At 63.4% G+C, this 24961-nt stretch carries 19 protein-coding genes and 2 pseudogenes; 13 read left to right on the top strand and 8 right to left on the bottom strand.

The genetic code is table 11. The annotated features are described in order from the left end of the window. Nucleotides 1–75 precede the first annotated feature (75 nt). Nucleotides 76–855, top strand: coding sequence for an SDR family NAD(P)-dependent oxidoreductase (locus H0A72_RS15370; RefSeq protein WP_180156895.1), 780 nt, complete (start codon nt 76–78; stop codon nt 853–855). A 75-nt stretch (nt 856–930) separates the two neighbouring features. Here H0A72_RS15370 and groL read toward each other — a convergent pair whose 3' ends face one another. The 3 genes from groL to H0A72_RS15355 all read right to left on the bottom strand — a co-directional run bounded on the left by groL (nt 931) and on the right by H0A72_RS15355 (nt 3643). Then, the gene (gene groL, locus H0A72_RS15365; RefSeq protein ID WP_180156893.1) at nt 931–2568 is read right to left on the bottom strand and encodes a chaperonin GroEL; all 1638 of its coding nucleotides are present in this window, start codon (nt 2566–2568) and stop codon (nt 931–933) included. A gap of 31 nt (nt 2569–2599) precedes the next feature. Then, entirely contained in the window at nt 2600–2887 is a 288-nt protein-coding gene (locus tag H0A72_RS15360) for a co-chaperone GroES (protein ID WP_180156891.1), read from the bottom strand. 444 nt (nt 2888–3331) lie between these two features. Beyond that, complete coding sequence (locus H0A72_RS15355; protein ID WP_180156890.1) at nt 3332–3643, bottom strand: transposase domain-containing protein; 312 nt, start codon at nt 3641–3643, stop codon at nt 3332–3334. Nucleotides 3644–4118: 475 nt separating this feature from the next. Here H0A72_RS15355 and H0A72_RS15350 point away from each other — a divergent pair, with 475 nt between their 5' ends. The 12 genes and pseudogenes from H0A72_RS15350 (at nt 4119) to H0A72_RS15295 (ending at nt 20274) form a co-directional block, all read left to right on the top strand. Further along, complete coding sequence (locus H0A72_RS15350) at nt 4119–5378, top strand: nucleotide sugar dehydrogenase (protein WP_180156888.1); 1260 nt, start codon at nt 4119–4121, stop codon at nt 5376–5378. A gap of 39 nt (nt 5379–5417) precedes the next feature. Further along, complete coding sequence (locus tag H0A72_RS15345) at nt 5418–7898, top strand: hypothetical protein (RefSeq protein WP_180156886.1); 2481 nt, start codon at nt 5418–5420, stop codon at nt 7896–7898. After that, nucleotides 7895–9946 carry a glycosyltransferase gene (locus H0A72_RS15340; RefSeq protein ID WP_180156884.1) on the top strand — a complete coding sequence of 684 codons (2052 nt, stop codon included), beginning with the start codon at nt 7895–7897 and terminating at the stop codon, nt 9944–9946. Before H0A72_RS15345 ends, H0A72_RS15340 begins: the two co-directional genes overlap by 4 nt. A gap of 68 nt (nt 9947–10014) precedes the next feature. Then, on the top strand, nt 10015–11169 hold the full coding sequence (locus H0A72_RS15335) for a polysaccharide biosynthesis/export family protein (protein ID WP_180156882.1): 1155 nt from the start codon (nt 10015–10017) through the stop codon (nt 11167–11169). Between the two features lie 7 nt (nt 11170–11176). Next, on the top strand, nt 11177–12517 hold the full coding sequence (locus H0A72_RS15330; RefSeq protein WP_180156880.1) for an ABC transporter permease: 1341 nt from the start codon (nt 11177–11179) through the stop codon (nt 12515–12517). Nucleotides 12518–12565: 48 nt separating this feature from the next. Then, entirely contained in the window at nt 12566–13282 is a 717-nt protein-coding gene (locus H0A72_RS15325) for a P-loop NTPase family protein (protein WP_180156878.1), read from the top strand. A gap of 100 nt (nt 13283–13382) precedes the next feature. Next, nucleotides 13383–14435: a sugar ABC transporter gene (locus H0A72_RS15320; protein WP_180157221.1), complete on the top strand. Its 1053-nt coding sequence runs from the start codon at nt 13383–13385 to the stop codon at nt 14433–14435. Continuing rightward, complete coding sequence (locus H0A72_RS15315) at nt 14428–16347, top strand: tetratricopeptide repeat protein (RefSeq protein WP_180156876.1); 1920 nt, start codon at nt 14428–14430, stop codon at nt 16345–16347. Before H0A72_RS15320 ends, H0A72_RS15315 begins: the two co-directional genes overlap by 8 nt. Before the next feature lie 12 nt (nt 16348–16359). Then, nucleotides 16360–17568: a pectate lyase family protein gene (locus H0A72_RS15310; RefSeq protein WP_180156874.1), complete on the top strand. Its 1209-nt coding sequence runs from the start codon at nt 16360–16362 to the stop codon at nt 17566–17568. A 109-nt stretch (nt 17569–17677) separates the two neighbouring features. Then, a pseudogene (locus tag H0A72_RS15305) lies at nt 17678–17821 on the top strand (PQQ-dependent sugar dehydrogenase); the annotation flags it as partial. 58 nt (nt 17822–17879) lie between these two features. Beyond that, complete coding sequence (locus H0A72_RS15300; protein ID WP_246436970.1) at nt 17880–18194, top strand: c-type cytochrome; 315 nt, start codon at nt 17880–17882, stop codon at nt 18192–18194. Nucleotides 18195–19005: 811 nt separating this feature from the next. Further along, the gene (locus tag H0A72_RS15295) at nt 19006–20274 is read left to right on the top strand and encodes an MFS transporter (protein WP_180156871.1); all 1269 of its coding nucleotides are present in this window, start codon (nt 19006–19008) and stop codon (nt 20272–20274) included. A gap of 6 nt (nt 20275–20280) precedes the next feature. On the opposite strand, the pseudogene H0A72_RS22225 reads toward H0A72_RS15295, so the two are convergent. From H0A72_RS22225 to H0A72_RS15275, 5 genes and pseudogenes are all read right to left on the bottom strand, one after another. Further along, nucleotides 20281–21078, bottom strand: a pseudogene (locus H0A72_RS22225) (DMT family transporter); the annotation flags it as partial. Then, a complete protein-coding gene (locus tag H0A72_RS15290) occupies nt 21075–21995 on the bottom strand; it encodes a bifunctional helix-turn-helix transcriptional regulator/GNAT family N-acetyltransferase (RefSeq protein ID WP_180156869.1) in 921 nt (306 codons plus the stop codon). The gene H0A72_RS15290 and the pseudogene H0A72_RS22225, both read right to left, overlap by 4 nt. Before the next feature lie 109 nt (nt 21996–22104). Continuing rightward, nucleotides 22105–22818: an anaerobic ribonucleoside-triphosphate reductase activating protein gene (locus tag H0A72_RS15285; protein WP_180156867.1), complete on the bottom strand. Its 714-nt coding sequence runs from the start codon at nt 22816–22818 to the stop codon at nt 22105–22107. Further along, nucleotides 22815–23021, bottom strand: coding sequence for an anaerobic ribonucleoside-triphosphate reductase (nrdD, locus tag H0A72_RS15280; RefSeq protein ID WP_180156865.1), 207 nt, complete (start codon nt 23019–23021; stop codon nt 22815–22817). The genes H0A72_RS15285 and nrdD overlap by 4 nt, the downstream gene beginning before the upstream one ends. A gap of 52 nt (nt 23022–23073) precedes the next feature. Beyond that, on the bottom strand, nt 23074–24801 hold the full coding sequence (locus tag H0A72_RS15275; protein WP_180156863.1) for a ribonucleoside triphosphate reductase: 1728 nt from the start codon (nt 24799–24801) through the stop codon (nt 23074–23076). Nucleotides 24802–24961 lie beyond the last annotated feature (160 nt).

Genomic DNA, 24961 nt, shown 5'->3' with positions numbered 1-24961 from the left:
CAGGTCCGGGTGAGAGCTTACACTATCGCCGCGCTGGAGTCGGGATGACCTGCGTTATTTCAGGAGAGCAAATCAATGATTCAAACAGACAGGCCGCTCGCATTGGTGACGGGCGCCGGAAAAAGCATAGGCCGTTCGATCGCGCGGGCGCTGCACGAGCGCGGCTACGCCGTCGCCGCAACCGACTGCGACTTGGATGCGGTCCAGTCGCTGGCGCGCGAACTCGCGCCGGACGGCGCGAGCGCGCGGGCCTATCGCCTGGACGTGCGTTCGGCCGCGGACATCGCCCGCGTCTTCGGCGCCGTCGAGGCGGAGATGGGCGGCATCGACGTGCTGATCAACAATGCGGGCGTGTATCCCAGCCAGCCCGCGCTGGAAATGGGCGAAGACGACTGGGACCTGGTCATGGACACCAACCTCAAGGGCACTTTCTTCTGCAGCCAGGCGCTCGCCAGGGCACTGGCCAAGCGGGGTGCGCCGGGCAGCATCGTGAACATCGCGTCCACGTCCGCATTCTCGGCCCGCGCGGGCGTGGCGCATTATGGGGCGTCCAAGGCCGGCGTGGTGATGCTGACCAAGTCGCTGGCGCAGGAATTCGGCCCCCTGGGCGTGCGCGTCAATGCCGTGGCGCCCGGCCTGGTGGAGGTCCGCGAGGGCTTGGTGTCTCCCGCCTATCGCGATCAGATCAGCACCGTGATTCCGTCGGGCCGCATCGGCACGCCCGAGGACATCGTCGGCGTCGTCGCCTTCCTGCTCACGCCAGAGGCGAATTACATCAATGGCGAGTGCATCGTCATCGACGGCGGCTTCCTGACGGGGCGCTTCGTGCAGCGGGCGGCGGCCGGAGTCGCTTGAAAAAAAATCCCGGCACGAGGCCGGGATTTGCAAGCGGAGCCGGCGGCGAGGCGCCGCCGGCCGTGGCGAGGGGGTTTAGAAACCGCCCATGCCACCCATGCCGCCCATGTCGGGCATGGCGGGGGCCGGCTTGTCTTCCACGATTTCAGCCACGGCGGCTTCGGTCGTGAGCAGCAGGCTGGCTACCGATGCCGCGTTTTGCAGCGCGGTGCGGGTCACCTTGGTGGGATCCAGGACGCCTTGTTCGACCAGGTCGCCGTACTCGCCGGTGGCGGCGTTGTAGCCATAGTTGCCCTTGCCGTTCGCCACGTTGTTGACCACGACGCTGGGCTCGTCGCCGGCGTTGGCGACGATGGTGCGCAGCGGGGCTTCGATCGCGCGCAGGATCAGCTTGATGCCGGCTTCTTGATCGACGTTGTCGCCCTTGACGGCCTGGACGGCGATCTTGGCGCGGATCAGCGCAACACCGCCGCCGGGGACGATGCCTTCTTCCACCGCGGCGCGGGTGGCGTGCAGCGCGTCTTCGACGCGTGCTTTCTTTTCCTTCATTTCGACTTCGGTCGCGGCGCCGACGCGGATCACGGCAACACCGCCGGCCAGCTTGGCCACGCGCTCTTGCAGCTTTTCACGGTCGTAGTCGGAAGTGGCTTCTTCGATCTGGACGCGGATCTGCTTGACGCGCGCTTCGATCGACTTGCTGTCGCCGGCGCCGTCGATGATCGTGGTGTTTTCCTTGCCGACTTCGATGCGCTTGGCCTGGCCCAGGTCGTCCAGGGTGGCTTTTTCGAGCGACATGCCGGTTTCTTCGGAGATGACCACGCCGCCGGTCAGGATGGCGATGTCTTCCAGCATGGCCTTGCGGCGGTCGCCGAAGCCGGGGGCCTTGACGGCGGTCGTCTTCAGGATGCCGCGGATGTTGTTGACCACCAGGGTAGCCAGGGCTTCGCCTTCGACGTCTTCAGCCACGATCAGCAAGGGGCGGCTGGACTTGGCGACTTGCTCCAGCACGGGCAGCAGGTCGCGGATGTTGCTGATCTTCTTGTCGAAAATCAGGATGTACGGATCGTCCAGGACGGCGACTTGCTTGTCCGGATTGTTGATGAAGTAGGGCGACAGGTAGCCGCGGTCGAACTGCATGCCTTCGACGACGTCCAGTTCATTGTCCAGCGACTTGCCGTCTTCGACGGTGATGACGCCTTCCTTGCCGACCTTGTCCATGGCGTTGGCGATGATTTCACCGATGGAGGAATCGCTGTTGGCGGAGATGGAGCCGACCTGGGCGATTTCCTTGCTGGTGGTGCAAGGCTTGGACAGTTTCTTCAACTCTTCGACGGCGACGCCGACCGCTTTGTCGATGCCGCGCTTCAGGTCCATGGGGTTGATGCCGGCGGCCACGTACTTCAGGCCTTCTTCGACGATGGCCTGGGCCAGGACGGTGGCGGTGGTGGTGCCGTCGCCGGCGTTGTCGGAAGTCTTGGAGGCGACTTCCTTGACCAGCTGGGCGCCGATGTTTTCAAACTTGTCCTTCAGTTCGATTTCCTTGGCAACCGACACGCCGTCCTTGGTGACGGTGGGGGCGCCGAAGGAGCGATCGAGCACGACGTTGCGGCCCTTGGGGCCCAGCGTGGTTTTAACAGCGTTGGCGAGGATGTTTACGCCACGGACGATGCGCACGCGGGCGTCATCGCCGAACAGTACTTGTTTAGCAGCCATTGTCTAATTCCTTGATTGATTCGGTGTCTGATTACTGGACCACGGCCAGGATTTCGTCTTCACGGATGACGAGCAGTTCTTCGCCGTCGACTTTGACGGCCTGGCCGGCATACTTGCCGAACAGAACCTTGTCGCCCACCTTGAGGTCTACAGGCAGTACTTTGCCGTCTTCGGTCTTCTTGCCGGGGCCGACGGCCACGACTTCGCCCTGATCGGGTTTTTCAGCGGCGCTATCAGGGATGACGATACCCGAGGCGGTGGTGCGCTCGTTGTCCAGACGCTTGACGATCACGCGATCGTGCAAAGGACGCAGTGCCATGGAGGAACTCCTGTTCAATATTGGATTAATCAAAAAAAGGCAGGGGGACGGTTGTTAGCACTCATCCCCTTCGAGTGCTAATTATAAGGACGAAGTTTTATTCTTCAAGGGGGGAGGGTGTGTTTGTTACATTTGCCGGGGGGATTTCGCGAAACGGCGGTCTTTTGGCCTGCGGCCTTTTAACTGTCGATTTTCATTGAGTTTGGAATTTCCGTCACTCAGTTTGGAACTCGTAAAACCACGTAAAGATAATTTTGATGCGCCCTACAACCGTTTTTTTTCTTTAGATGAGTATTCCAAGTTTGGGAATTTTGGTTTTTATGGCGATGTTTATGAACTTAGCCGATTGAAATCTATCCGAAGATCAGTGACTCAACCCTACCTAGAGCGGTCAGCCGGATAACGCGTTCCATATGAGGATTGGGAGACCCATGGTGGGACGCCTTACTCCCCTACTGCATTGTTGAAATAGAGCTGCGCCACTCGCACCGTGAGCGCCGAGTCCCTTAGCCACTGCAACCCTTCGAGCAGACATTGCAAGACCTCACGGTAAGACGACTGCATGTAGAGTGCCAAGGCGATCGCGTAGCAGACGACCATATGCGCGGGCAGATCGCATTGACGCAAATTGACCTTGTCCGTGGCGACAAGCACCCGATGCACTCGCTGCAGCGGAAAAGCCTTGGCAATCACGCCCAGATCGATGCAGTCCGTGATCCGACTGCCCTCGGGAAGCGTGGCACGTGTACGCGTCATGATGGCCGAAGCACACACTGGGAAGTAGATGTAACCATACGATTAATGCATATCGACTATGCCATTTCGATGCTATCAGAATGGCAATCCGCAGCTTAAAGTCTACGAACTCGAGCCACCTGGAGACTCAACGGTGAGCTCTGCGGCAAGCCTCTGGCGAAGCGGGGCTCCAGATGCCGAACATGCGCCACTGTCCCCCGGTGCTGCCAGCCTAAGCCAGATGGCCAGGCTTCATGTTGCTATGTATGTCATGGATGTAAACCTTTATAGATCGCGCTTCTAGGGATCAGTTGATGTCGTGATGTATTTCAACAGCAATGGAAATTTCCCGAAATAAGTTTGCTGTGCGAACCCTCTAGGATTCAACGGCCCGGTACCGAGAGATGTGACTCTGTACCGGGCCGAAATCATTTTAGTGTCTGCGACACGACGAAAACAGTGAGGGTCCCAAGTGGTAGTAGTAAAGAGAATCGCAGTGTGTGGCCTTGGATATGTCGGCCTGCCCGTGGCAGCGGCGCTTTCCAGGCGCTTTGATGTCATCGGCTTCGATGTGGACAAGCGGAGGATCGCACGGCTGAAAGAGGGCGATGACTGGACCGGCGAGATCGAGCGCGATGTACTGCTTGCGTCGCCCATGCAGTTCACCGACGAGCTGTCGGAACTTCAGGGCTGCGATTTTTTCGTGGTGGCCGTCCCGACGCCCGTCGATGACAAGAACAATCCCGATTTTTCCCTGCTGGTCCGGGCTTGCCGGTCGATAGGCTCTGTGCTGAGTCCGGGCTGCATCGTGGTATTCGAATCGACCGTTCACCCTGGTGCCACGGAAGAAATCTGCGGCCCGGAGCTTGAAAAGGCATCCGGCCTGCGCTGCGGCATCGACTTCAAGCTGGGCTACAGCCCGGAACGGATCAATCCGGGCGACCGCGAGCATCCGCTCGAGAAAATCGTCAAGATCGTCTCCGGGCAGGATGCGGAATCGTTGGAAGTCATCGCCGGTGTCTACGAGCAAATCATTGAGGCGGGCGTGCACCGTGCTTCCTCCATCAAGGTGGCCGAGGCGGCAAAAGTGCTGGAGAACACGCAGCGCGACATCAATATCGCCCTCATGAACGAGATGTCGAAGATCTGCGATCTGGTCGGCATCCGCACTTCGGAGGTCCTGGCGGCCGCCGGCACCAAATGGAACTTCCTGAAGTTCACGCCGGGCCTGGTGGGCGGCCACTGCATTGGCGTGGATCCGTACTATCTGACGTCCAAAGCCCAGGAACTAGGCTATCACCCCGAAGTCATCCTGTCGGGCCGGCGCATCAACGACGGCATGGCCTCGCACGTCGCCTCGCGCCTGGTGCAGACGCTGGCGCGCAATGGCCGCCTGAGCGCGTCGACCCGCGTTGGCATCCTGGGCATGACGTTCAAGGAGAACGTCCCCGACATCCGAAATTCGAAGATCGTCGATCTCTACAACGCACTGGGCGAATACGGCATCACCCCGGTCGCTTGCGACCCGATGGTCGATCCGGACCAGATGGAGCACGAGTACGGCATCACGCTCGTCGGGCGTGAGCAGTTCCGTCACATGGACGTCTTGATCCTGGCTGTGCCGCACGGCGAAACCATGGACTCCATCTGGGAAGACCTGCCGCATTTGGTCAAGACCGACGGCATGGTGTGCGACTTGAAGTCCGTCCTGGACGCGAAACGGCTCCCGGCCGACCTCTTGTACTGGACCCTCTAAGTTCACGCTCCTTATCCATCACCACAGGAGAGACCCTGAATGACTGTTTTTACCATCGGTCCGATAGGAACCTGCCGCATCCATACGCCGCTGCGCGATGCGCTGGGACGCTACCCGATCAAGCTGCAACTAGGCCGCAACTACGGTTTCGTGCACACGGCCGCCGAAGCGCTTCAGCAGGCGCGATTCATGTTCGGCCAGGCCGACATTCCCGCCGACGTCCAGCGCCTGATCTTCCGGCCTTCGAATGGCGAACAGGCTCGGCGCGGCACGCATGAACCGGCCGACCTGTACATGGTCGAGCTGTCTTCGCGCAAACTCGTGACCATCGACGGCTTTCCCATCCAGTCCAACTATCTGGGCCGCTACTTCAGCGAGTTTTTCGCCGATCGGGCGCGTACCCGCCAGTTCTGGTCCATGGCCGACGCCAAGTCGCTTGCCGAGCGCCGCGCCATGCTGGACCAGGATCCGGTCTTCAAGAGCCTTAACACGGACGACCGTGACTTGCTTGCCCGCATCGTAAAGCGCGATCAGACGGACGAGGAGATCGAGCAGGAAATGCGCCAGCTCGTCGAACTGCTGGACGAGGAAAAGGTGGTGTTCGTCACGCACGTCAACGCCACGACCCCGGACAACGTGACGATCGGGCAGAGGGCGCAACTGATTGCTGCCGTTACCGCAGCCGCCCAGCGTATCGGCGTGCCTTGCTACGATCCGACGCCGCTGATGAACAAGCTTGGCCAAGCCGAGGCGATGGAGAACGGCGGGCTCGACCTGACGCACTACACCACGCTCTTCGCCGAGCGTCTGTACACGGACTGGTATAAGAACTTCATGCGCCCGCGGATGGGCACCTCCACCCCGCAACCTGTCGTGCCAAAGCTTGCCGCCGACGAGAGCGCCGACCGTATCGAAAAGCTATGGGATTCCGGTGAGCTGCGCGAGGCCTCTTGCCGCGTGCGCGAAGTGCTTCGCCGCTACCCTGGGCTGCCCGATCACCTGCTGCTGCTCGCGCGGATCCAGGAAGAGCTGGGGGATCACGAGGGCTCGCTGGCGCTGCTGGGCGACATGGACGGCGTCTTGGCATCGGGCAGCAAGGCCGAGCACGTCTTGATGCGAAACATGTTCAAGCTGGGCCGCCATGACGAGGCATACTCGTTGGCGGCCGGCCTGCTCGGCGACGAGATCGAGACGCCGGAAATCGTCCGGATCGCGGCGGTGTCCGCGGGCCATCTGGGCTACATAGACGAAAGCCTGGGCAGCTGGAAGCAGTTGTTCCGCATCTCTTCGCCGCAGGACGCGGCGGCGGTGGAAGCAGCCGACACAGTGCTGTCGCTGCTGCAAGAGGCCGGCGACATGGTGGCTGCCATCCGTTGGGTCCATGAAGTCCGTGCGGCGCTCCCCGCTTATGGCCGCGGCTTCGCGGTGCTGTGGCGTGATCGGCTGTTGGCGGGCGACCGGGACGCGCTGCGTAGCCTCGCCTCGGAGCATCCCTCCCTGGAGGACGCTGACATCCTGGAGCTGGTCAAGGAAGCCTCGTGGCGAGGATGCATCATGGCCGCGGCAACGCTGGCGGTGTCTTGCGGCCTGATCAGAAGCGAGCAGGAGGAAATCGGCGCATGGCTGAAGGAACAGTCTTCGACTTGGGCCGAGGAAGGCAACCGCGCGCTGGAGGACGGGCGCCTGCGCGATGCGGCCGAGCGCATCTGCGCGCACCGTCTGCTCAATCCCGACGCGCTGGCCGGCGCGCGGGCGCAGCGAGCGTTTGAACGCGCGATGCGCCTGGGCGTTCGCGCCGCGATGGTGGGCGGCAATCACAAGGAAGTGATCGACCTGACCAACCTGGCCATCGACACCAACGTGGACTTCCCCGAACTGCACGCCATGCGCGGCCGCGCCGCAGACGCGCTGGGGGACAAGAAGACCGCGATGCTGCATCTGGAGCACGCGGCGGCCGGCGATTCCGCGCCGTTCAGCGCCAAGCTCTACTTCGCGCGGGCCGCGTTCAACGGCGGCTGGTTCGGCGAAGCCATCGACGCCTACAAGGACGTGCTCGCCCATTCTTCCGCCGACCAGAACGCACGTGACGAAGCGGAGCGCCAGCTAGGCAGGCTGGGACCGCGTGCGATCCGCGGCGCCCGCCAGATTCTGTCTGAGGGGGACCATCAGGCCGCCTGGAACTTGCTGGACCGCGTCGCCCAATCGTGGCCCGAGATGGCGGAGATCGACCACGAGAAGCGGCGCATCCTGGCCTACCTGTACGCCGAAGCGCGCGCGCTTGAGCCGTCGAGCACGACCGAGCGCCTGGCCCTGGGCGAGCGCATCGTCAAGCTCGTGCCTCATGATCCCATCGGCCTGCGCCTGGCCGCCGTAGGCGCCATGCGCCTGCACCGCTTCGAGCAGGCCTTGGGGTACTGGAAAAAGCTGCAGGAAAGTTCCGAGAACCCGGCGCAGTTCGGCCATTACATCGAGCGCTGCATGGTTTGGATCGAGAAGCTCAACCGGAGAAAGGCGGCATGAGTCCGCCACTGAATGCCGAGCGAGTGGACGCCACGTCCGATCTTCAACAGGTTCAAGCGCAATTGGAAGAAATCGTTGCGGAGTCGGGGCGGGTTCAAGTTGCACAGGAGAACCTGACTCGGGCGAAGGTACTGGCCGGGGATCACCTGGAGGACTCGAAGGTTCGCTTCCTTCTGCTTCGATTGCAGGAGTCGGCGGGGCTGAACGAGGGCATGGCCGAGCAATGGGCCACCCTGCTGCAGGAATGCCCGGAGGATCTGCAGATCGTCCGCTATTGCGCCACGCGCCTCGTGAAGGAACGGCGCGTCGAAGAGGCCATGTCTCTGGTCGATCACCATCTGCCCGAGTCCGAGAATGACGCCGACCGCTTGTTCGCCCGGGCGAAGCTCCTGAGCGACATCCGTGCGTACGAGCAGTCCGATGCCTTGTTCCGCCGGTTGATCTCGCAATATACGGATCGAAACATGCGTGTCGAGTTTGCCAAGCGCCTGCGCAAGCGCGGCCTGCTGATTGACGCGTTCGACGCGATTGCGCCGGTGGCCAAGCACCTGGCGCCCGGCAGCAAGGCGGCGGAACTCGCCGAGCGGCTGGCAAGCGACTACGCCTTCTACCAGCGCTTCGAGTCCGAAGAGGCACTGGCGGGCAAGGACGTTCGGATCGTGTCCATGAAACATGCGATCCTGCACTTTCGCGACCGGAAGATCGCCGAACCCGCGCCGGACCAGTCAGTCTCCGTGGCGCTGGTCACCGGCAGCCTGGGCCCCGGCGGCGCCGAACGGCAATTGACGCGCCTGGCCGGCGAACTCACCCGCATGGCCGAGTCTCCCGACCAGCGGCCTCCCGACATACTCATGCGGCCCAAGAAGGTAGAAGTGCTGGTCAAGCAGCACACCGAGCCGACGGGTTCGCCCAAGAAACAGGACGATTTCTTCCTCCCAGTCCTGATCAAGGCGCAGATTCCGGTCACGGAGATCAACCGCTTGCCGGCCGTCTCGGTGGCTCACCAGACCGTTCCTGAAGAGGATCTGGCCCGTTTGCTGGAACAATTGCCCCCGCCCGTCCACTACGGCGTGACGCGCCTGGCGCCGGTGCTGCGGGCCAACCCGTTCGACGTGGTGAGCTTGTGGCAGGACGGCACTTGCCTGTTCGGCGCGCTGGCGGCGTTGCTGGCGGGTGCGCCGACCATCCACCTGGTGTTTCGCGGCTTGCCGCCGAACATCCGCAAGGATCGCTTCCGCGCAGAGTATCCCGAGTTGTACCAGGCCCTGGCCCAGGTGCCGGGCGTGGTCTTCGTCAGCAACAGCCGCAAGGCCGCGGAAGCATACTCGGATTGGCTGGGCATTCCGCTCACACGCTTTCACATCCTGTACAACGGCGTGCCCGACCTGGCGACCGACGCGTCGGCCGCCGACAAGGAAAAGTGGAAGGCTTTCCACGCGAGCACGGACGATGCCACGGAAACGATCGGCGGCGTATTCCGGCTGGAACCGGACAAGCGACCGCAGCTATGGATCAAGCTGGCCGCGCTGTACCTCAAGGAGCGCCCGCAGGCGCGCTTTGTCATCGTGGGCGACGGACGCCTGCGCGAGAACATCGAGGCGCTAGCGCAAGAGCTGGACGTGACCGATCGGCTGTTGCTGGTGGGCTTGTCCAACCATGTCGGCTATTGGTATTCGCAGATGGACGCCAGCGTGCTGCTGTCGCGCTACGAGGGCTTGCCCAACGTGCTCATCGAGGCTCAGCTGCTTGGGGTTCCGGTGATCTCGACGCCAGCCGGCGGCGCGGGAGAGTGCTTCGTGGAGAACGAGACGGGCCACCTGCTCAGCGACGTCGATCATCCGGATCTGCACGAGGCGTGCGAGAAGGTGACGTCCATGGTGGATAAGGTGCGCAGTAGCGAAGACTTGAAGGCGCATAGCCGCCAGCGGGCGCAGAAGCTGTTTTCGCTTGAGGCAATGCTCTCCAAGTTTCTGAGTCTGTGCATGCCTGCCGTATCCGAGAACGACGATCGCATCGATCTCGCGCCCATGCGCCTGAAGCAAGCGTGATTGGCGATTGCTTTTTTTAAGTTGCTGAAGCTAGGGCCTTTTAGCGTTAACAGGCCCTAAAGGATCTTATGCAAATGAACGTGCCGGGTCTGAACCCGCGGCGCCACACGACCCTTGCCATGGTGCTGCTTGCCGCACTGGTGCTCTCGGGTTGCCAACTCCCGCGCTCCGGCCCCATGCTCAGGGAAATGACGGCGGCTCACGATGACAAGGACGTCATCGTGATGCCTGTTACGCGTGAACTAGCAGAACAGAGCCGAGTGCCCGAGGTGGCCGATTTTCCCCAGCGCTACCGCGACCTGACGCAAGCGGGATTCGACCGCTTGCTGCCCGGCGACGGCATCAACGTAAAGGTCTGGGAGCGCGGTGGCCTGGGCGTGTTCGCGGCGGACCCATCCGGCGCGAGCGACCTGGGCAACCATGAAGTCGACCGCTCGGGCCATATCACCTTGCCCATCATCGGCAAGGTCCGGGCCGAAGGCCTGACTCTTGCGCAGCTGCATGACTCTCTGCTGAAGCGCCTGAGCAAGCTGGTGGTCGGCGCCGACGTCAGCGTGACGCGTGCCGCCTCCGAGCGCGGTCACATGGTGACGGTGCAGGGCAACCTGACCAAGCCCGGCATGTATCCCATCACGCAGACGGCCCAGCGGCTGAGCAGCGCGCTGGCGCAGGCGGCGCCGGTACAAGAGAATCCCGAGCAAATGATCGTCAGCCTGCGCCGCGACAAGCAGGTGGCGTCGGTGAGGTTGTCCGACATCTATCGCAACCAGAACAACGACATCCTGCTGCGGTCCGGCGATGTCATTACCGCCTATGACGCCAAGGAGTTCCTGACTGTGCTGGGCGCGGCCGGGACCCAAGGGCGCGTGGCCATCAGCAAGCGCAATTACAGCGTACTGGATGCACTGGCCGATGCCAGAGGGCTGGACGACAAGCTGGCGGATCCGCGTTCCGTGTTCCTGTTCACGCCCGCGAAAGCCGGCGTGGAAGGCAAGCCGGACATGCTGCCCGTGGTCTACCAGTTCGACCTGACCCGTCCGGAACAGGTGGCGCTGGCGCGCGAATTCGCGGTGGGGGAAGGCCAGGCGATCTACATTTCGGACGCGCCGTTCACGCAGGTGCAGAAGATCCTGTCTGCGTTCCGCGTCACAATGAGTGCGGGCTTCAGCGCCACGAAGGCCATCGGCAGCGATCCAGGCTCAAGTTCGCTCCAAGCCCCATAGCGTGTCAATGAGTAACGAGGATCGGATCAAAGGCTGGCGATCGCGCCGGAAAGACAGCAATTACACGGTAGGATCCGGCGTCACCGACTGGCGGCTGGATCCGGCCGCGTTGTTCGAAGCCAGGACCACGCCGGCCGTGCTGTTCAGGCCCCTGCTCGCCCGCTTGCAAGGAGAGCCGCACGACTCCGTGGCGGCCCGGCGGGCGGTGTACGAAGCGGTGCAGGCGGAGCTGGAGGCGGAGATCGCGCGCAGCGCGGTCGACGAAAACCTGGCCGATTTTTCCCGGCGTCGCCTGCGCATCATCGTGCGCCTCCTCGAACAAGACATCCGCGCCGGCGTCGCGGTGTTCGCGCCCGGCTACATGCCTGCCAAGCTGGTGGCCGAGGACGAACGCCTGGCCGCGGCGCATGCGCGGCGCGCGGAGCGACGCAGGCAGGACGAGGCGCGCGAAGCGCGGCGCCATGCGTCGCGCAACGACATTGCGCTGGAAATCGAGGTGGCGCGGGACGAAGCGAGCGACCTGGCGATTCTGAGGGACCGCCTGCGCGTCCTGCACGAGGGGCACCCACCGGACATGGCCGGCAAGATCCGGCCCGTCGGGCGCACGCTGATGGCGATGTTCATCTACCAATTGCGCGTGATGCATGGCGAGAGCCGCATCGCGCTGGTGTGGGCGCTGGTCGGCCCCGTGGTGCTGCTGACCTTGATTTCGTCGCTGTATATCCTGATGGGCACCCATTACATCCTGGGCATGGATGTGCAGACGTTCTCGCTGCTGGGCGCGACGACCTGGATCATGTTCCGGCAGATCACCTTCCGGAGCAGCACGGCCTACGTGTCGGCCCGCGGCCTATTGAACTTCCAGGGCGTCACGCCATTGATGTGCGCCCTGGTGCAGTCGCTTATTTATGTGTCGGTATATCTGGTGGTGTTCGCGGTGTTGATCAGCGCAGGCCACGCGCTAGGACTCATCACCTTGCCGATAAGCTGGGCCGGCTCCATTCTTTTCGTCGTGCTGATGGGGTGTTGCGGCGCTGCGACGGGGGTGCTGTTCGGGTCGATCGCGACCTTCTGGCACTTCTTTCTCCGGCTCGCGCCGATTATCGAACGCTTCCTGCAAATCTTCGCAGCCGTCTTTTTCGTATCGGAGCAGTTGCCGGAGCATTTGCGTCCGTGGATGCTCTGGTCGCCCTTTGCGCATGGCATGCAACTGCTGCGTTCGGCTTACTTCCAGGCGTACGAGTCGCACGATGCCAGCCTGGGCTATTTCCTGACCTCGCTGGTGTTCCTGATGGTGGTCGCCCTGATGGCCGAGCGCCTGGCCCGTCCCAATGTCCAGCCGATGTGAACCGGGGCGCATGCGGGGCTCCTTGCCGTGTTAACAGACCCTAGAAAGATGATTCAACTCATAGGCGTTACCGACGAACCTTATGCGTTTGGCAGCAGGCAGGCACTGCTGGCCAATGCCAATCTCGATATTCCGGTCGGGCGCTATGCCTTGCTGTCGGCCGCGCCGGAAATGCATCGCCAGTTGGTGGACGTGCTGTGCTGCCTGCGCCCGCCGCGCCAGGGCTTCGTCAAGCACGATGGCAACGTCTCGTGGGCTATTGGGCGGCAAGGTTTTATCCGGGGCAAGGCGACCGGCCTGAGCGCAATCGATTTCGTCAGTGAGATGTACGAACTTGACGCCGATGCAACGCACGAGCTGGTCGCGGACCTGGTCAGTGATCCCAGATCCCTGGGCAAGCCCATGGAGCATTGGCCGCTCTACGCGCGGCAGGAGTTTTCCTTCGCGCTGGCGCTGGCGCCGGCGTTCGATGTCTACGTGATTGAAGGGAGCATTCCCTTCGAGCCCTGCCGTTTCACCCGGCTCTGGCTTGCCCTGTTCGAAGAACGGCTGGTGAGCCGGACACTCATTTTTTCTAGTTACCGCCAGAATCAGTTGGCGGACTATTGCTTTAAAGGCTTGATCTATGAACGAAGCACGCTTCGCATCGACGACGACCTCGACCAGTGCCTCGGACGATATCCCCCGCGGCGATCACGCAGCGACTCCGGCACACGCGACGACGACCTCGGAGGCGGCTTCGACGAAGGCCAGCTCGGGTTCTGACGGCGGGTCGGAGATCGAACGCCGTCGCCGCGAGCGGCAGGCGGCGCTGCGCGAGCGCCGCCGCCATCGCTGGGTCAACGTGCTTATCGTCCTCGCGCCGGTGGCGCTCGCCCTGGTCTACGCGTGTTTCATCGCCGCGCCGCGCTATGAGGCGGAGTCGCGATTCTTCGTGCAGTCGGCGTCCGGCCAGCAAGGCGGCGCCGGGGCGGCGGCCAGCCTGCTCACCACTGGAAACTCGGGCGGCATGCTGGGCGGGTTCGTGGACGGGTGGGCGGTCGCCGACTTCTTGAAGTCGCGCGACAGCATGCAGCAGCTCGACAAAAAGGTTGGCCTGCGCCGCTATCTGACCAATACCGGATGGGATCCGTTCAACCGGCTTTCCGAAGATTCCAGCGAGGACGACCTGTATCGGGCCTACCAGAGGTCGGTGCAGGTCTCGTTTAACGCCTTGGAGCAGATCGATGTGCTGCAGGTCAGCGCATTTTCGTCCGAAGACGTGGCCACGCTATCCAGGGCGCTGATCGGCCTGGCCGAGGAATTTGTCAGCTCCATGAACGAGAAGGGCGTAGCCGACAAGCTGAAGGTGAGCGAAGAGACGGTCAGGCTGGCTGAGCAGAAGGCGCTCGCGGCCCGGGACGCGCTGGCGGTATGGCGCACGGAGCATGGAAACATCGACCCCACTGCCACGGTGTCGATGCTGTTGAATCTGTCCAGCCAGTTGGAAGGGGAGCTCAGCACCGCGCAGCTTAGACTGGACAAGATCCGGGCCCTGGACAACAAAGAGCACTTCATGCTCAAGCCCGCCGAGCAGCAAGTTGCCGCGGTAAAAAAGCGGCTCGCGTCCGTGCGCCATCGTTTGAGTCGGGACAACAATGGGGAAGCCAAGCAGCTCAAATCATACGAGGCACTGCGCAATGCCCAGGTGTTTGCGGATTCAAATCTGACCCTGGCGCAGCAGTCGTACCAACAGGCAATGACCGACGCTTTGCGCTTGCAGCGCTATCTGTCCATCATCGCGCAACCGGTGCCCACGGACCGGCCAAGCAGCCCGCGCATGACCGTCCTGCTGTTGCAGGCGCTGGCGCTGGGCTTTGTGCTCATGTTCATCGCTCGTGTGGCGATGGCTTTATTGAGAGGATTGCGTCATGGATGACACGGCTATCGAAAGCCGCCTGCCCCCGGCCGGCGCCGACGCGCAGAGCGCCGCCGTCCGCTTGCGGGAAATCATCGGTCAGATCCGCGCTGCGGCCCACCCCGAGCGCGATATGGCCGCGCTCGAACCGGCGTTGCGGCAAGCAGAGGACGGCTGGCGCGATGTCCGGCGATTGCTGGTTTCACCCTTCATCCGAGAGGGCCGCTTCGAACCCGCCATCGCCGCGCTGGGCGTGCTCATTGCCGTTTATCCCTCGCGCGTCGAAGAGCGCCGCCTGCTCGCCAGTCTTTACGGCCGCACGCAGCAGTGGAGTAAAGCGATTGCCGAGGCGGACGCCGCCGCCGGCATCGAGCCTGGCAACGCGGTCTTGCATGCCGCGCGGATTCAGTTGCGCGTGCAGGCGGGACGAGGCGCCGAGGCGGCCGACCTTGCCCGCAACACCCTCGCCGTCGCTCAAAGCGAGCCGGGCGAAGCATACTCGTGGATGACGGCTTTCATGCGCAACGGTGATGTGGCCGAGGCGGCGGGCATCGCGGCGGCGCTGGATCCGGACAAGTTGCCGAACGAACGCGTGGCGACGACCGCTGTCCGAGCGCTATTGGAGGATGGCCGCAGCGGGGCGGCGATCCGGCTTGGCGACGCCGCGCTGCGCGCGGGCCATGACGGCGCGGCGCTGCGCTCGGTACTTGGGCGTGCACATCTACGGCGCGGCACCGAGGAAGATCGCAAGGTGCACGCGCTGGCGCATTTCGACGCCGGGTTGCAGGCGGCGCCGGACGACGTGAGGTTGTTGACGCTTTATGGGGAAACGCTGCTGCGCGCCGGCCGCTACAAGGAATCGGTGGCGCCGCTGGCGCGGGCCATCGAGCTGGCGCCGGAACTGGAGCAGACGCGTGTCCTGTATGCCCGCGCGCTGCGCTACACCCTGCAGTATGAGGCTGCGGCGGATCAGTTGATGACACTGGTCGAAAAGTCCCCGGACAAGCCGCTGTGGCAGCGGGCCGCCATCGGCGCGCTGTCGCAGGCGGGCCGCAAGGAAGAGGCCGAGGCGCTGTTCACGCGATACATCGCGACGCGCAGCGTGAAGCTTCCAGACACCTTCCAGGAAGCCCTGGCCCGCATGGAAGAAAGGCTGGATACCGCTCCCATTCCGCAGGCGCGCCTGGACTGGGCCTGGTCGCTGCGCGGCGACACATCCATCGATCGCGCGACCTGGGAGCGCCGGGCGCGCTGGGGACATATGGTCGATCATCTGCTCTTCGACTGGCTCGAATGCCGCGAGGAGCGCGCCGAAGAGGCCATGCAGCTACTGGGCGAACTGGATACCGGCGAGCGCTTCTTTGCGCCGCTGCTGGCGGCCGGGCGCGGTGTGGTGGTCGCCACCGCGCACGTGGGCCCCATGTACGCCGGATTGATGGCCCTGGAACTATTGGGCATTCCTTCGCGCTGGCTGGCAACGGCGCCCAGCATTGCCCAGACCAGCTATTCGGCGGCGCTGATTTCCACCGCCGACCAGACCGAGGCCCAGGTCGCCAAGGCCTGCATGCGCGCGATCAACTCAGGCTATGTACTGTGCCTGGCGGTCGATGGCGCAGCCAACCCGGCTGCGCCGCGCACGACCTTCGAAGGACAGGAAGTGACATACTCGGCCTTCGCGTCCCATCTGGCGTATCGCTTGGGCGTGCCGTCGGTCTTCTACGCGCCCCGCTGGGAGAACGGCCATGTGGCCTATACGCTCGAAATGCTGCCCGCGGCCAATCCGGGCGAGGATGCGCAAGCCCATTCGCAGCGCTGGCAGAAGGCGTATTTTGAACGGCTTCGGGAACACTTGGCCAGCGAGCCGGAGAACCTGCGCCTGAGCGGCGGGATCTGGCGCCACGTGACGTCCGCGGATCGCTCCGCGCAACAATAGCGGGCGGCTTCGATGTTTGCGCGAAAGAAAATGTTGAACTGGCTGCTGGTACTGGCCGCGCTGTATGGCGGCTCGGCGGCGGCCGGCGAGCGCTGCGCGGCGCCGGATGAACACTGCCCGTTCGTTGCCGCGCTGCTGCAACAGCGCGAAGGCTATGGCGCCGAGGCCACGGGCGGGCTGGGCGGGAAGTTCGTTGAAGTGACCTCGGACCAGGACGCGGGGCCCGGCACGCTGCGCGCGGCACTGGAGCAGGCCCGCAAAGGGCCGACGTGGATACGCTTCGCCTCCGACATGACCGTCGTCCTGGATTCGCAGTTGCGCGTGCCGTCCAACACGACAATAGACGGACGCGGCAAGCGGGTGGCCTTGATCGATGACGGGCTGGGCGTATATGGAAGCCGGAACGTCATCCTGACGCATCTGACGATAGATGGGCGTCTGACCCGGATCACGCAAGCCGTGAATGTGGCCAACGGCAGCCGCGACGTGTGGGTTCACCACCTGGACCTGTCGCGGATGTCCGACCGCCTGCTCAATGTGAAGAACGGTTCGACCGACGTGACGATCTCGTGGACCAAGTTCCACAACTCAAACAAGGTCATGCTGCTGAACAACATTACCTCGAAGAACCTGTTTCACAACTATGAGCGCGATTCGATCGCGCGCGTCACGCTGCACCACAACTATTTCTTCAACACCGTGCAGCGCAATCCCCGGGCGCAGTTCGGCACCTTCCACTTGTTCAACAACCTATTGGAGAACTGGGATTTCTACGGCATGAGCTTCAGCCTGGAGGCCAAAGCCCTGGTCGAAGGAAACATCTTCAACAACGATTCCCAGCGCAAGTGCGCAGAGCCCAAGTTCTTTCCCACGGTGCACGGCATCGACGTGAATTACTGCCGCTATATCCCCATCGCGCCCGAACGCAGTGCGCTGGCCAACGGCGAATCCGATCGTGGGGCCTACGAGAAATTGAAGTCCCATTATGGCTATACCCGCGACTACAAGGCCTTTCTGCGCTTGAAAGACAACCTGTATCTTGGCGATGCGAAGCCAGTGTTGCAGGACTACCGCCCCGAATCGGCTCCGACGCCCCCGTACTGCTACGGTTACGAGAAACCGACGCAGGAACTGGCCGAGAAGATACGAAAGTTCGCGGGCAACACCTCCGTGGACACCCAACTGCCCGGACCGCGTAGGGTCGTGGGCTGTACAGACTGATATCCGCCGACTTGCCACGCTTCAACGTCTTTTGTCACTCGGCCAAATAGTGGACGGCGATTCAGCCTCTTTACGAAGAATGCTCTAGAAGCAAGCATCGAGCGTAGCGGAGATCTTTGCGGAAGGCTGGTTGAGCGACAAGAACGAGTATCTCGGCCGTCCCGTCGACGTCGCCTTTTTGCCTGACGGCTCCATGCTGATCTCGGATGACATGGTGGGCGCCATTTATCGGGTCGCGTATGAAGGGAAGTAGCAGCATCCGGCGGCTGGCTGGGAGCGACGATGGCGGGTTCGCTCCCAGGCGGGGCGGCTTGGTTTCGCTTGTTGTTGCTCTTGGCCTGGTCGGCCTGGTCGCGCCTTCGTGGAGCGCGGATATCGAGGCCGGGCGGGCCAAGTCCATGCAATGTGCGGTGTGTCACGGCGCCAAAGGGATTGCAACGGCTCCCGACGCACCCAATCTTGCCGGCCAGAACGAAATGTACCTGGTGAAAGCGCTGAAGGATTTCAAATCCAAGGCGCGCGAGAACGAGGTGATGAACCTAATGGCTGCCGGACTCAGTGACGACGACATGGCCAACCTCGCAGCGTACTACCAGAGCATAGAGATCCAGCTCGTGACGCCATGATAAGGTGCCGGCCATCACGGCCGGCGCTTCCTGGCATGTTTGTCGTTCAGCAGTCAGTGTTTCTCGTTACCTCTTGGACCTGCACCTATGTGATTGAACATACCAGGCTAAGACGCTTGCGCTACATAGGGTGGATAAGGCCAGAGGCAGAAGAAACGCTATATCTTCAAACAGCATGCCAGCAATGAGCTGGTTTGGCATGAATACAAGCGCCACCAGCGCAGTCGCAAAGAACATTGCAACCACAATGCAGGCAACAAGAATAATAAGCTTGTAAAGGCTAGGCTCGTGTATTGCCTCTTTGTCCATTGTCTTCTCCTTTTTGGTTCGGTTTTTTTCTGCTGGTTGATCATGTGCCGCGCAGACTGCGCAAATAATGACTTGCGAAAACTTATTGTGTAATTTTCTGCAGCGTAGGGGATACTGGTAGGCCGGTCAAGCGCCATGCCGGCCTGACCCGCGGGGGACGGGCCGGCGTTGACACGCTATGGCTTGCTGATACCTTCGTGGGATGTGGTCCGTCCAGGTCTTTTTTGCGACCAGGCTGCCGTCTTGCCGCAAGGTCTTGGTAAACGTGACATGAAAATAAAAGGCGTCCGATTCGATCGACGTCTGGGTCGACAGGTCTATTTGGTGCCCGGCGTGGGGCTTGCGTAAAATACGGAAGTCGGTGAACGTCCATATCAGTATGGCAAACCCATGTGCCGCCGCAGCCGATGCGGGATGAGGTCAAGGCGCCGTAACAATCACGTAGGCTGGATATGGGGTCAGACCCAATGGGTCTGAACCCTCGGCCCGGAAGAAGAAAAGAATGACCGCTGAACCCAATGTCGGTGTCGCAATCAGGTTGGGAATCGCGCAAACCTTGGCCTGGGCTTCGTCCTATTACCTGCCGGCCATGCTGGCCGAGTCCATGGCGCGCGACATCGGCGTGTCCGTGGCCATGGTGTTCGCCGCGTTCAGCGCGGCCCTCATCGTTTCCGCCATGCTGGGCCCGTATGCCGGGCGCCTCATCGACCGTTCCGCGGGCCGGTCCGTCCTGGCGGCGTCCAGCGTCGTCTTTGCGCTGGGGCTGGCGGGTCTGGGCCTGGCCGACGGGCCGGCGGGCATGCTGGCGGCCTGGCTGGTCATTGGCGTTGGAATGGGCTGCGGGCTGTACGACGCCGCGTTTTCGGCGCTGGTGGCGCTCTACGGGACCCGGTCGCGCGGGGTCATCACCGGCATCACGCTGATCGCGGGCTTCGCCAGCACGGTCGGCTGGCCGCTGTCGAGCTATCTGGAACTGCAGGTCGGCTGGCGCAATGCCTGTTTCGTCTGGGCGGCGCTGCATCTGACGGTCGGACTGGCATTGAATCTGAGCCTGCCCAGCCCGGCGACGCCAGGCGCCGCCGACGCGGCAGCGCCGGCGGACGGCGTCTTGGAGGACGTCCCGGCAACGGTGCCTGAAAGCCGCCATTTCTGGGCGTCCTGCGCGCTTTCTTTCGTGTTCGCGGCGACCTGGTTCATCAGCACGGCGATGGCCGCGCATTTGCCCCGGCTACTGCAGGAGGGCGGGGCAAGCCTGGCCACCGCGGTCATGGTGGGCGCGCTCATCGGCCCAGCCCAGGTGGCGGCGCGGCTGCTGGAGTTCGGGCTGCTGCGCAAGCTGCACCCTTTGATTTCCGCCCGCATCGCCGCGTCTTTGCACCCGATCGGCGCGCTCGCCTTCGGCGCCATCGGCGCGCCCGCGGCGGCGATCTTCGGGGTGCTGCATGGCGCGGGCAACGGTGTTCTGACCATCGCCAAGGGCACGCTGCCCCTGGTGATATTCGGCCCGGCCGGCTATGGCAGGCGCCAGGGCGTGCTCATGGTTCCCGCGCGCATCGCGCAGGCACTGGCGCCATGGCTTTTCGGCGTCTGCCTCGATGCGTTCGGCGTGCAGTCATTGTGGCTGTCGTCCGCCGTTTCCGTGCTGGCCGTGCTGGCGCTGATGGCCTTGTCCACCGGAGGCGGCGGGGGCGCGCGGCGCGCCGGCGGGCCGCAGGCAGGCCAGCAGCAGCCCCGAACCCACCAGCGCGATGGAGACCGGCAGCTGCCATGACGGCGGTTGCCGCGACAGCGCCAGTTCTATGGCGGCGGCGGTGACCGGGCCCAGCGCCTGGAAGGCGACCACCTGGCTGGCGTCGATCTTGGCCAGCGCCCAAAGCCAGCAGAAATAGCCCAGCCCGCTGGACAGGCCGATGAAGCCCACGTTCAGCCACTGGACGGTGGACAGCGACGGCGCCAGCGGCTCGCCGGTCGCGAGGCAAAGGCCGGTCAGGAAGACCACCGCCGCGCACATCGCCAGCGAACTGGTCGGCAGGGCCGGATAGCGCCGCAGGTAAGGACGATAAAGAATGCTGCAAACGGCGCCTATCGCCGTCGCGCCGATCAATGCGGCCAGCGCCGCCGGATCGCTTGCCTGGGCGCCGGCGGCGGACGTCGAGGAATACAGCAGGAAGCCGACGCCGCAGATCGCCAGCACCAGCCCGCCCAGCTTGCCGAGGCGGAATGCCTCGTGCCCCAGGGCGATGGCCAGGCACATGGTGAACAGAGGCATGGTGGAGAAAACCAGCGAGCAGATGGCGGCGGACAGGGTTTCCAGCGCATAGTTGAGCAGCACGATCAGCACCGCGAACTGGAATATTCCGATGGCGGAGATGGCGGCCGCGTCCTTGAGCGGGAAGCGCGTGCGCGACAGCAGCAGGACCGGCGCGCCGAGCACGCACAGCCCTATGGAATAGCGCAGGAAGGCGAGGGTGGCCGGCGAGGCGTCGGGGGACACCACGCGGGTGGACACCATGGCCGCGCCGACCAGCACGCCGGTGATCGCGGCGGCCAGCGTCGCCGAACGATGGCCGGTCACAGATCGCGCGCCCAGGTTTCGCCGACCAGATCCTTGCCGAAGCTGTGGTGCGGCGCTTCCTCGATGAGGCGGAAGCCCGCGCGCTCATAGATGCGGCGGGCATCGACCAGCACGCTGTTGGTCCACAGCACCATCCGCGTGTAGCCGGCCTGCCGGGCGAAACGCAGGCATTCGTCCACGAGCCGGCGCCCGATGCCCAGGCCGCGCGCGGCGGCTTCGACATAGAGCAGCCGCAGCTTGGCGGTTTCCGCGTCATGCCTGACGACGAACGCCGAGCCCACGACCTTGCCGTCTTTCTCGGCGATCCAGCATCGTTCGCCCGCCGGGTCGTGCTCTTTTACGTACTTGGCGACGATTTCGGCGACCAGGGCCTCGAATTCCATGTTCCAGCCATATTCCTGCGCATACAGCGCGCCGTGCCGATGGACGATCCAGCCCATGTCGCCCGGCCGCGGATCGCGCAGCAGGTAATTGGCGCTGGAGCCGCCCAGCAATTGCCGGATCTGGTCCATGGCGTCCACCAGCTGCTGTTGCGCGGGTTCCGACAGGCGCTCCAGCATTGCGATGACCTCGTGGCGGGAGGCGTCGTTCAAAGGAGCGAAGGTGGCGCGCCCCTGGCCGGTCAATTCCAGCTGAAAAGTGCGCGCATCCGTCGGCGAGCGTGTCTTCACGAGCAGGCCCTTTTTCTGGAAGCCGGCGACCACCCGGCTCAGATAGCCGGCGTTCAGGCCGAGCTCGCGGCACAGGTCCGCGGCCGTCAACCCGCTGCGGTGCGCGAGCTCGTAGAGAATGCGCACTTCGGTGAGCGAGAACTTGCTGTTCAGGAGGTGCTCATGCAGCACGCCGATCTGGCGCGTGTAGTAGCGGTTGAAGCGGCGGACGGCTTCGGCGCGGGCGTGGAGAGCGCTGGATTGCATGATGGGTCAGGTGAATTTATGTGCCTGAGGCATATTATTAATTGCCTAAGGCACATAAATCAAGCGGCATGATGCAAACATCGAGCGGCGGCCGCGGCGCCTGGACGGCTCAGCCGCCTTGGCGCAAGGTGAAGGACGGAAACAGCGCGGCCAGCTCTTCCACCAGCGCCGGGCCTGGATAGCCGGAGGTGGGCGCGCGGTTCAGCGCCGCGTCGTCGCAACCGGTGGCGCGGAACACCTGCAAGGCGTAATGCCTTACCCCGGCTCGGGCCAGGCGGCGCGCGAGCGCGCGCAACTGGCCTTCGCTATGCAGCGCGGGATGGATGGTCGTGCGGCATTCATGGCGCACGCCGCTGTCCAGCACGGCCCGCAGGCTGTCGAACGCGGACGCGCCGCTGCCTGCCACTTGCGTGATGCGTTCATAGTCGCCGGCGTCGGCCTTGATGTCCAGGCCCACCCAGTCCAGCAGCGGCAGCACCTCGCGCAAGCGCGCCGGATGCGTGCCGCCGCTATGCAGTCCGACCAGGAAGCCCAGCCCGCGCACTTCGCGGATGGCGGGCTCGAGCCCCGGATCCATGGTCGGTTCCCCGCCGCTGAAGACCACGGCATCGATCAGCCCCGCCCTGCGTTCGAGCAGCCCCGTCACGTCCGCCCAGGCGATCGGGCTATGCGGCGTGCGGACCTGCAGGTGCGGGTTGTGGCAGTATCCGCAACGCCAGGGGCAGCCCTGCACGAAGACGACGGCGGCAAGCTTGCCGGGGTAATCGGTGGCCGTGAACGGCGTGATGCCGCCCACTTTCAGCTTGACGGGGAGACGGCTCATGCGAGCGCCGGCTCGGCCGTGGCTTTCGGGCTGGAAGAGGCCGCGCGCTCGGAGAAATACCGGCGCTCGTGGAATTCACCCTTCTTGCCGATGTTGAAAGACGAAACCGGACGGTGGTAGCCCATCACGCGGGTCCAGATTTCGCAGGGCTGGCGTTCGTCGTCGGCGAGAGCAATGGCTTGCTGGCTGGATTCGGTCATCATGGTGTTGACTCCTTGTCGAAGAGGTTGGTTGAAAAAAGTGAGGCGGCCGGGCTCAGGCGGCCAGCGCGGCGGCGCGCTCGGCGCGGGCGGCTTTCTGCTTGCGCGCCAGGATTTCATCGTCGCATTTGGGGCAGAACGGATGGCTGCCGCCCAGGTAGCCATGCACGGGGCAGATGGAAAAAGTGGGCGTCACCGTGATGTAGGGCAGCCGGAAATTGCCCAGCGCGCGCCTGACCAGGCTGCGGCAGGCATCGGCGCTGGACAGCGGCTCGGTCATGTAAAGATGCAGCACGGTTCCGCCGGTGTACTTGCACTGCAGCGCGTCCTGGCGTTCCAGGGCTTCGAAGGGATCGTCGGTGAAGCCCACCGGCAATTGGGACGAGTTGGTGTAGTAGGGCATGTCGGCCGTCCCGGCCTGCAGGATGTCGGGGTAGCGCTTGCGGTCTTCCTTGGCGAAGCGGTAGGTCGTGCCTTCGGCGGGCGTGGCCTCCAGGTTGTACATGTGGCCGGTTTCCTGCTGGAAGCGGGTGATCCGGTCGCGCACGTGGTCGAGCAGGCGCAGGGCGAAACGGTGGCCCCATTCGGTCGTGACGTCGTGCTCGCCGGCCGTGAAGTTGCGGATCATCTCGTTGATGCCGTTCACGCCCAGCGTGGAAAAATGGTTGCGCAAGGTGCCCAGGTAGCGCCGGGTATAGGGGAACAGGCCGTCGTCGATCAGCTGCTGGATGAGGCTGCGCTTGAGCTCCAGGCTGTCGCGCCCCAGGCACAGCAATTCGTCCAGCCGGGCGAACAGGGCGGCTTCGTCTCCGGCGTGCAGATAGCCCAGGCGGGCGCAGTTGACGGTGACGACGCCCAGCGAGCCCGTTTGTTCCGCGGAGCCGAACAGGCCGTTGCCCCGCTTGAGCAGCTCGCGCAGATCCAGCTGCAGCCGGCAGCACATAGAGCGGATCATATTGGGCTTGAGTTCGGAATTGATGAAGTTCTGGAAATAGGGCAGTCCGTAGCGCGCGGTCATTTCGAACAGGAGCTCGGCGTTGGGGCTGTGCCAGTCGAAGTCTTCGGTGATGTTGTAGGTGGGGATCGGAAAGGTGAAGACCCGCCCCTTGGCGTCGCCGGCCATCATCACTTCGATGTAGGCCCGGTTGATCATGTCCATTTCGGCCTGCAGCTCGCCATAGGTGAAGGGCATTTCTTCGCCGGCGATGACCGGCACCTGGTCGCGCAGGTCTTCGGGGCAGACCCAGTCGAAGGTGAGGTTGGTGAACGGCGTTTGCGTGCCCCAGCGCGAGGGCACGTTCAGGTTGTAGATCAGTTCCTGCATGTACTGGCGCACTTCCCGTTCGCTCAGGCGGTCTTTGCGGATGAAGGGCGCCATGTAGGTGTCGAAGGAGCTGAACGCCTGGGCGCCCGCCCATTCGTTCTGCATGGTTCCCAGGAAGTTGACGATCTGGCCGATGGCGCTGGACATGTGGCGGGGCGGGCCGGATTCGACTTTGCCGGGCACGCCGTTCAGGCCTTCGTTGAGGAGGGTGCGCAGGGACCAGCCGGCGCAGTAGCCGGAAAGCATGTCCAGGTCGTGGATGTGGAGGTCGGCGTTGCGATGCGCAGCGCCGACGGCGGGCGGGTAGACGTGGTCGAGCCAGTAGTTGGCGATGACTTTTCCGGAGACGTTCAGGATGAGGCCGCCCAGGGAATAGCCTTGGTTGGCGTTGGCGTTGACGCGCCAGTCGGCTCTGCTCAGGTATTCCTCTATGGACGATTTGACTGCGACATGTGTCATGGTTAGTTTTTCCGATCAACTATATATGGTGTTTTGCGAACTCTAATACACTACATATAGTGTTTCAAGGAAAAACTAGGCTGGAATGTCGAATGCTTGACCTGGGTTAAATGCGATGGTGTCCTTCATCCAGTTTCGGCGAGACGGTCCCCTTGCGAAA

This window comes from Parapusillimonas granuli, from assembly GCF_013416525.1.
GTDB lineage: Bacteria > Pseudomonadota > Gammaproteobacteria > Burkholderiales > Burkholderiaceae_B > Parapusillimonas > Parapusillimonas granuli.
The sequence above is the reverse complement of the archived record's forward strand: the minus strand, read 5'-3'. Positions and strand labels throughout refer to the sequence as shown.

Bases quoted from the DNA above. Each gene is read 5' to 3' on its own strand.
- H0A72_RS15370 (WP_180156895.1), top strand. From the start codon at position 76: ATGATTCAAACAGACAGGCCGCTCGCATTGGTGACGGGCGCCGGAAAA.
- groL (WP_180156893.1), bottom strand. From the start codon at position 2,568: ATGGCTGCTAAACAAGTACTGTTCGGCGATGACGCCCGCGTGCGCATC.
- H0A72_RS15360 (WP_180156891.1), bottom strand. From the start codon at position 2,887: ATGGCACTGCGTCCTTTGCACGATCGCGTGATCGTCAAGCGTCTGGAC.
- H0A72_RS15355 (WP_180156890.1), bottom strand. From the start codon at position 3,643: ATGACGCGTACACGTGCCACGCTTCCCGAGGGCAGTCGGATCACGGAC.
- H0A72_RS15345 (WP_180156886.1), top strand. From the start codon at position 5,418: ATGACTGTTTTTACCATCGGTCCGATAGGAACCTGCCGCATCCATACG.
- H0A72_RS15340 (WP_180156884.1), top strand. From the start codon at position 7,895: ATGAGTCCGCCACTGAATGCCGAGCGAGTGGACGCCACGTCCGATCTT.
- H0A72_RS15335 (WP_180156882.1), top strand. From the start codon at position 10,015: ATGCAAATGAACGTGCCGGGTCTGAACCCGCGGCGCCACACGACCCTT.
- H0A72_RS15330 (WP_180156880.1), top strand. From the start codon at position 11,177: ATGAGTAACGAGGATCGGATCAAAGGCTGGCGATCGCGCCGGAAAGAC.
- H0A72_RS15325 (WP_180156878.1), top strand. From the start codon at position 12,566: ATGATTCAACTCATAGGCGTTACCGACGAACCTTATGCGTTTGGCAGC.
- H0A72_RS15315 (WP_180156876.1), top strand. From the start codon at position 14,428: ATGGATGACACGGCTATCGAAAGCCGCCTGCCCCCGGCCGGCGCCGAC.
- H0A72_RS15310 (WP_180156874.1), top strand. From the start codon at position 16,360: ATGTTTGCGCGAAAGAAAATGTTGAACTGGCTGCTGGTACTGGCCGCG.
- H0A72_RS15295 (WP_180156871.1), top strand. From the start codon at position 19,006: ATGACCGCTGAACCCAATGTCGGTGTCGCAATCAGGTTGGGAATCGCG.
- H0A72_RS15290 (WP_180156869.1), bottom strand. From the start codon at position 21,995: ATGCAATCCAGCGCTCTCCACGCCCGCGCCGAAGCCGTCCGCCGCTTC.
- H0A72_RS15285 (WP_180156867.1), bottom strand. From the start codon at position 22,818: ATGAGCCGTCTCCCCGTCAAGCTGAAAGTGGGCGGCATCACGCCGTTC.
- nrdD (WP_180156865.1), bottom strand. From the start codon at position 23,021: ATGATGACCGAATCCAGCCAGCAAGCCATTGCTCTCGCCGACGACGAA.
- H0A72_RS15275 (WP_180156863.1), bottom strand. From the start codon at position 24,801: ATGACACATGTCGCAGTCAAATCGTCCATAGAGGAATACCTGAGCAGA.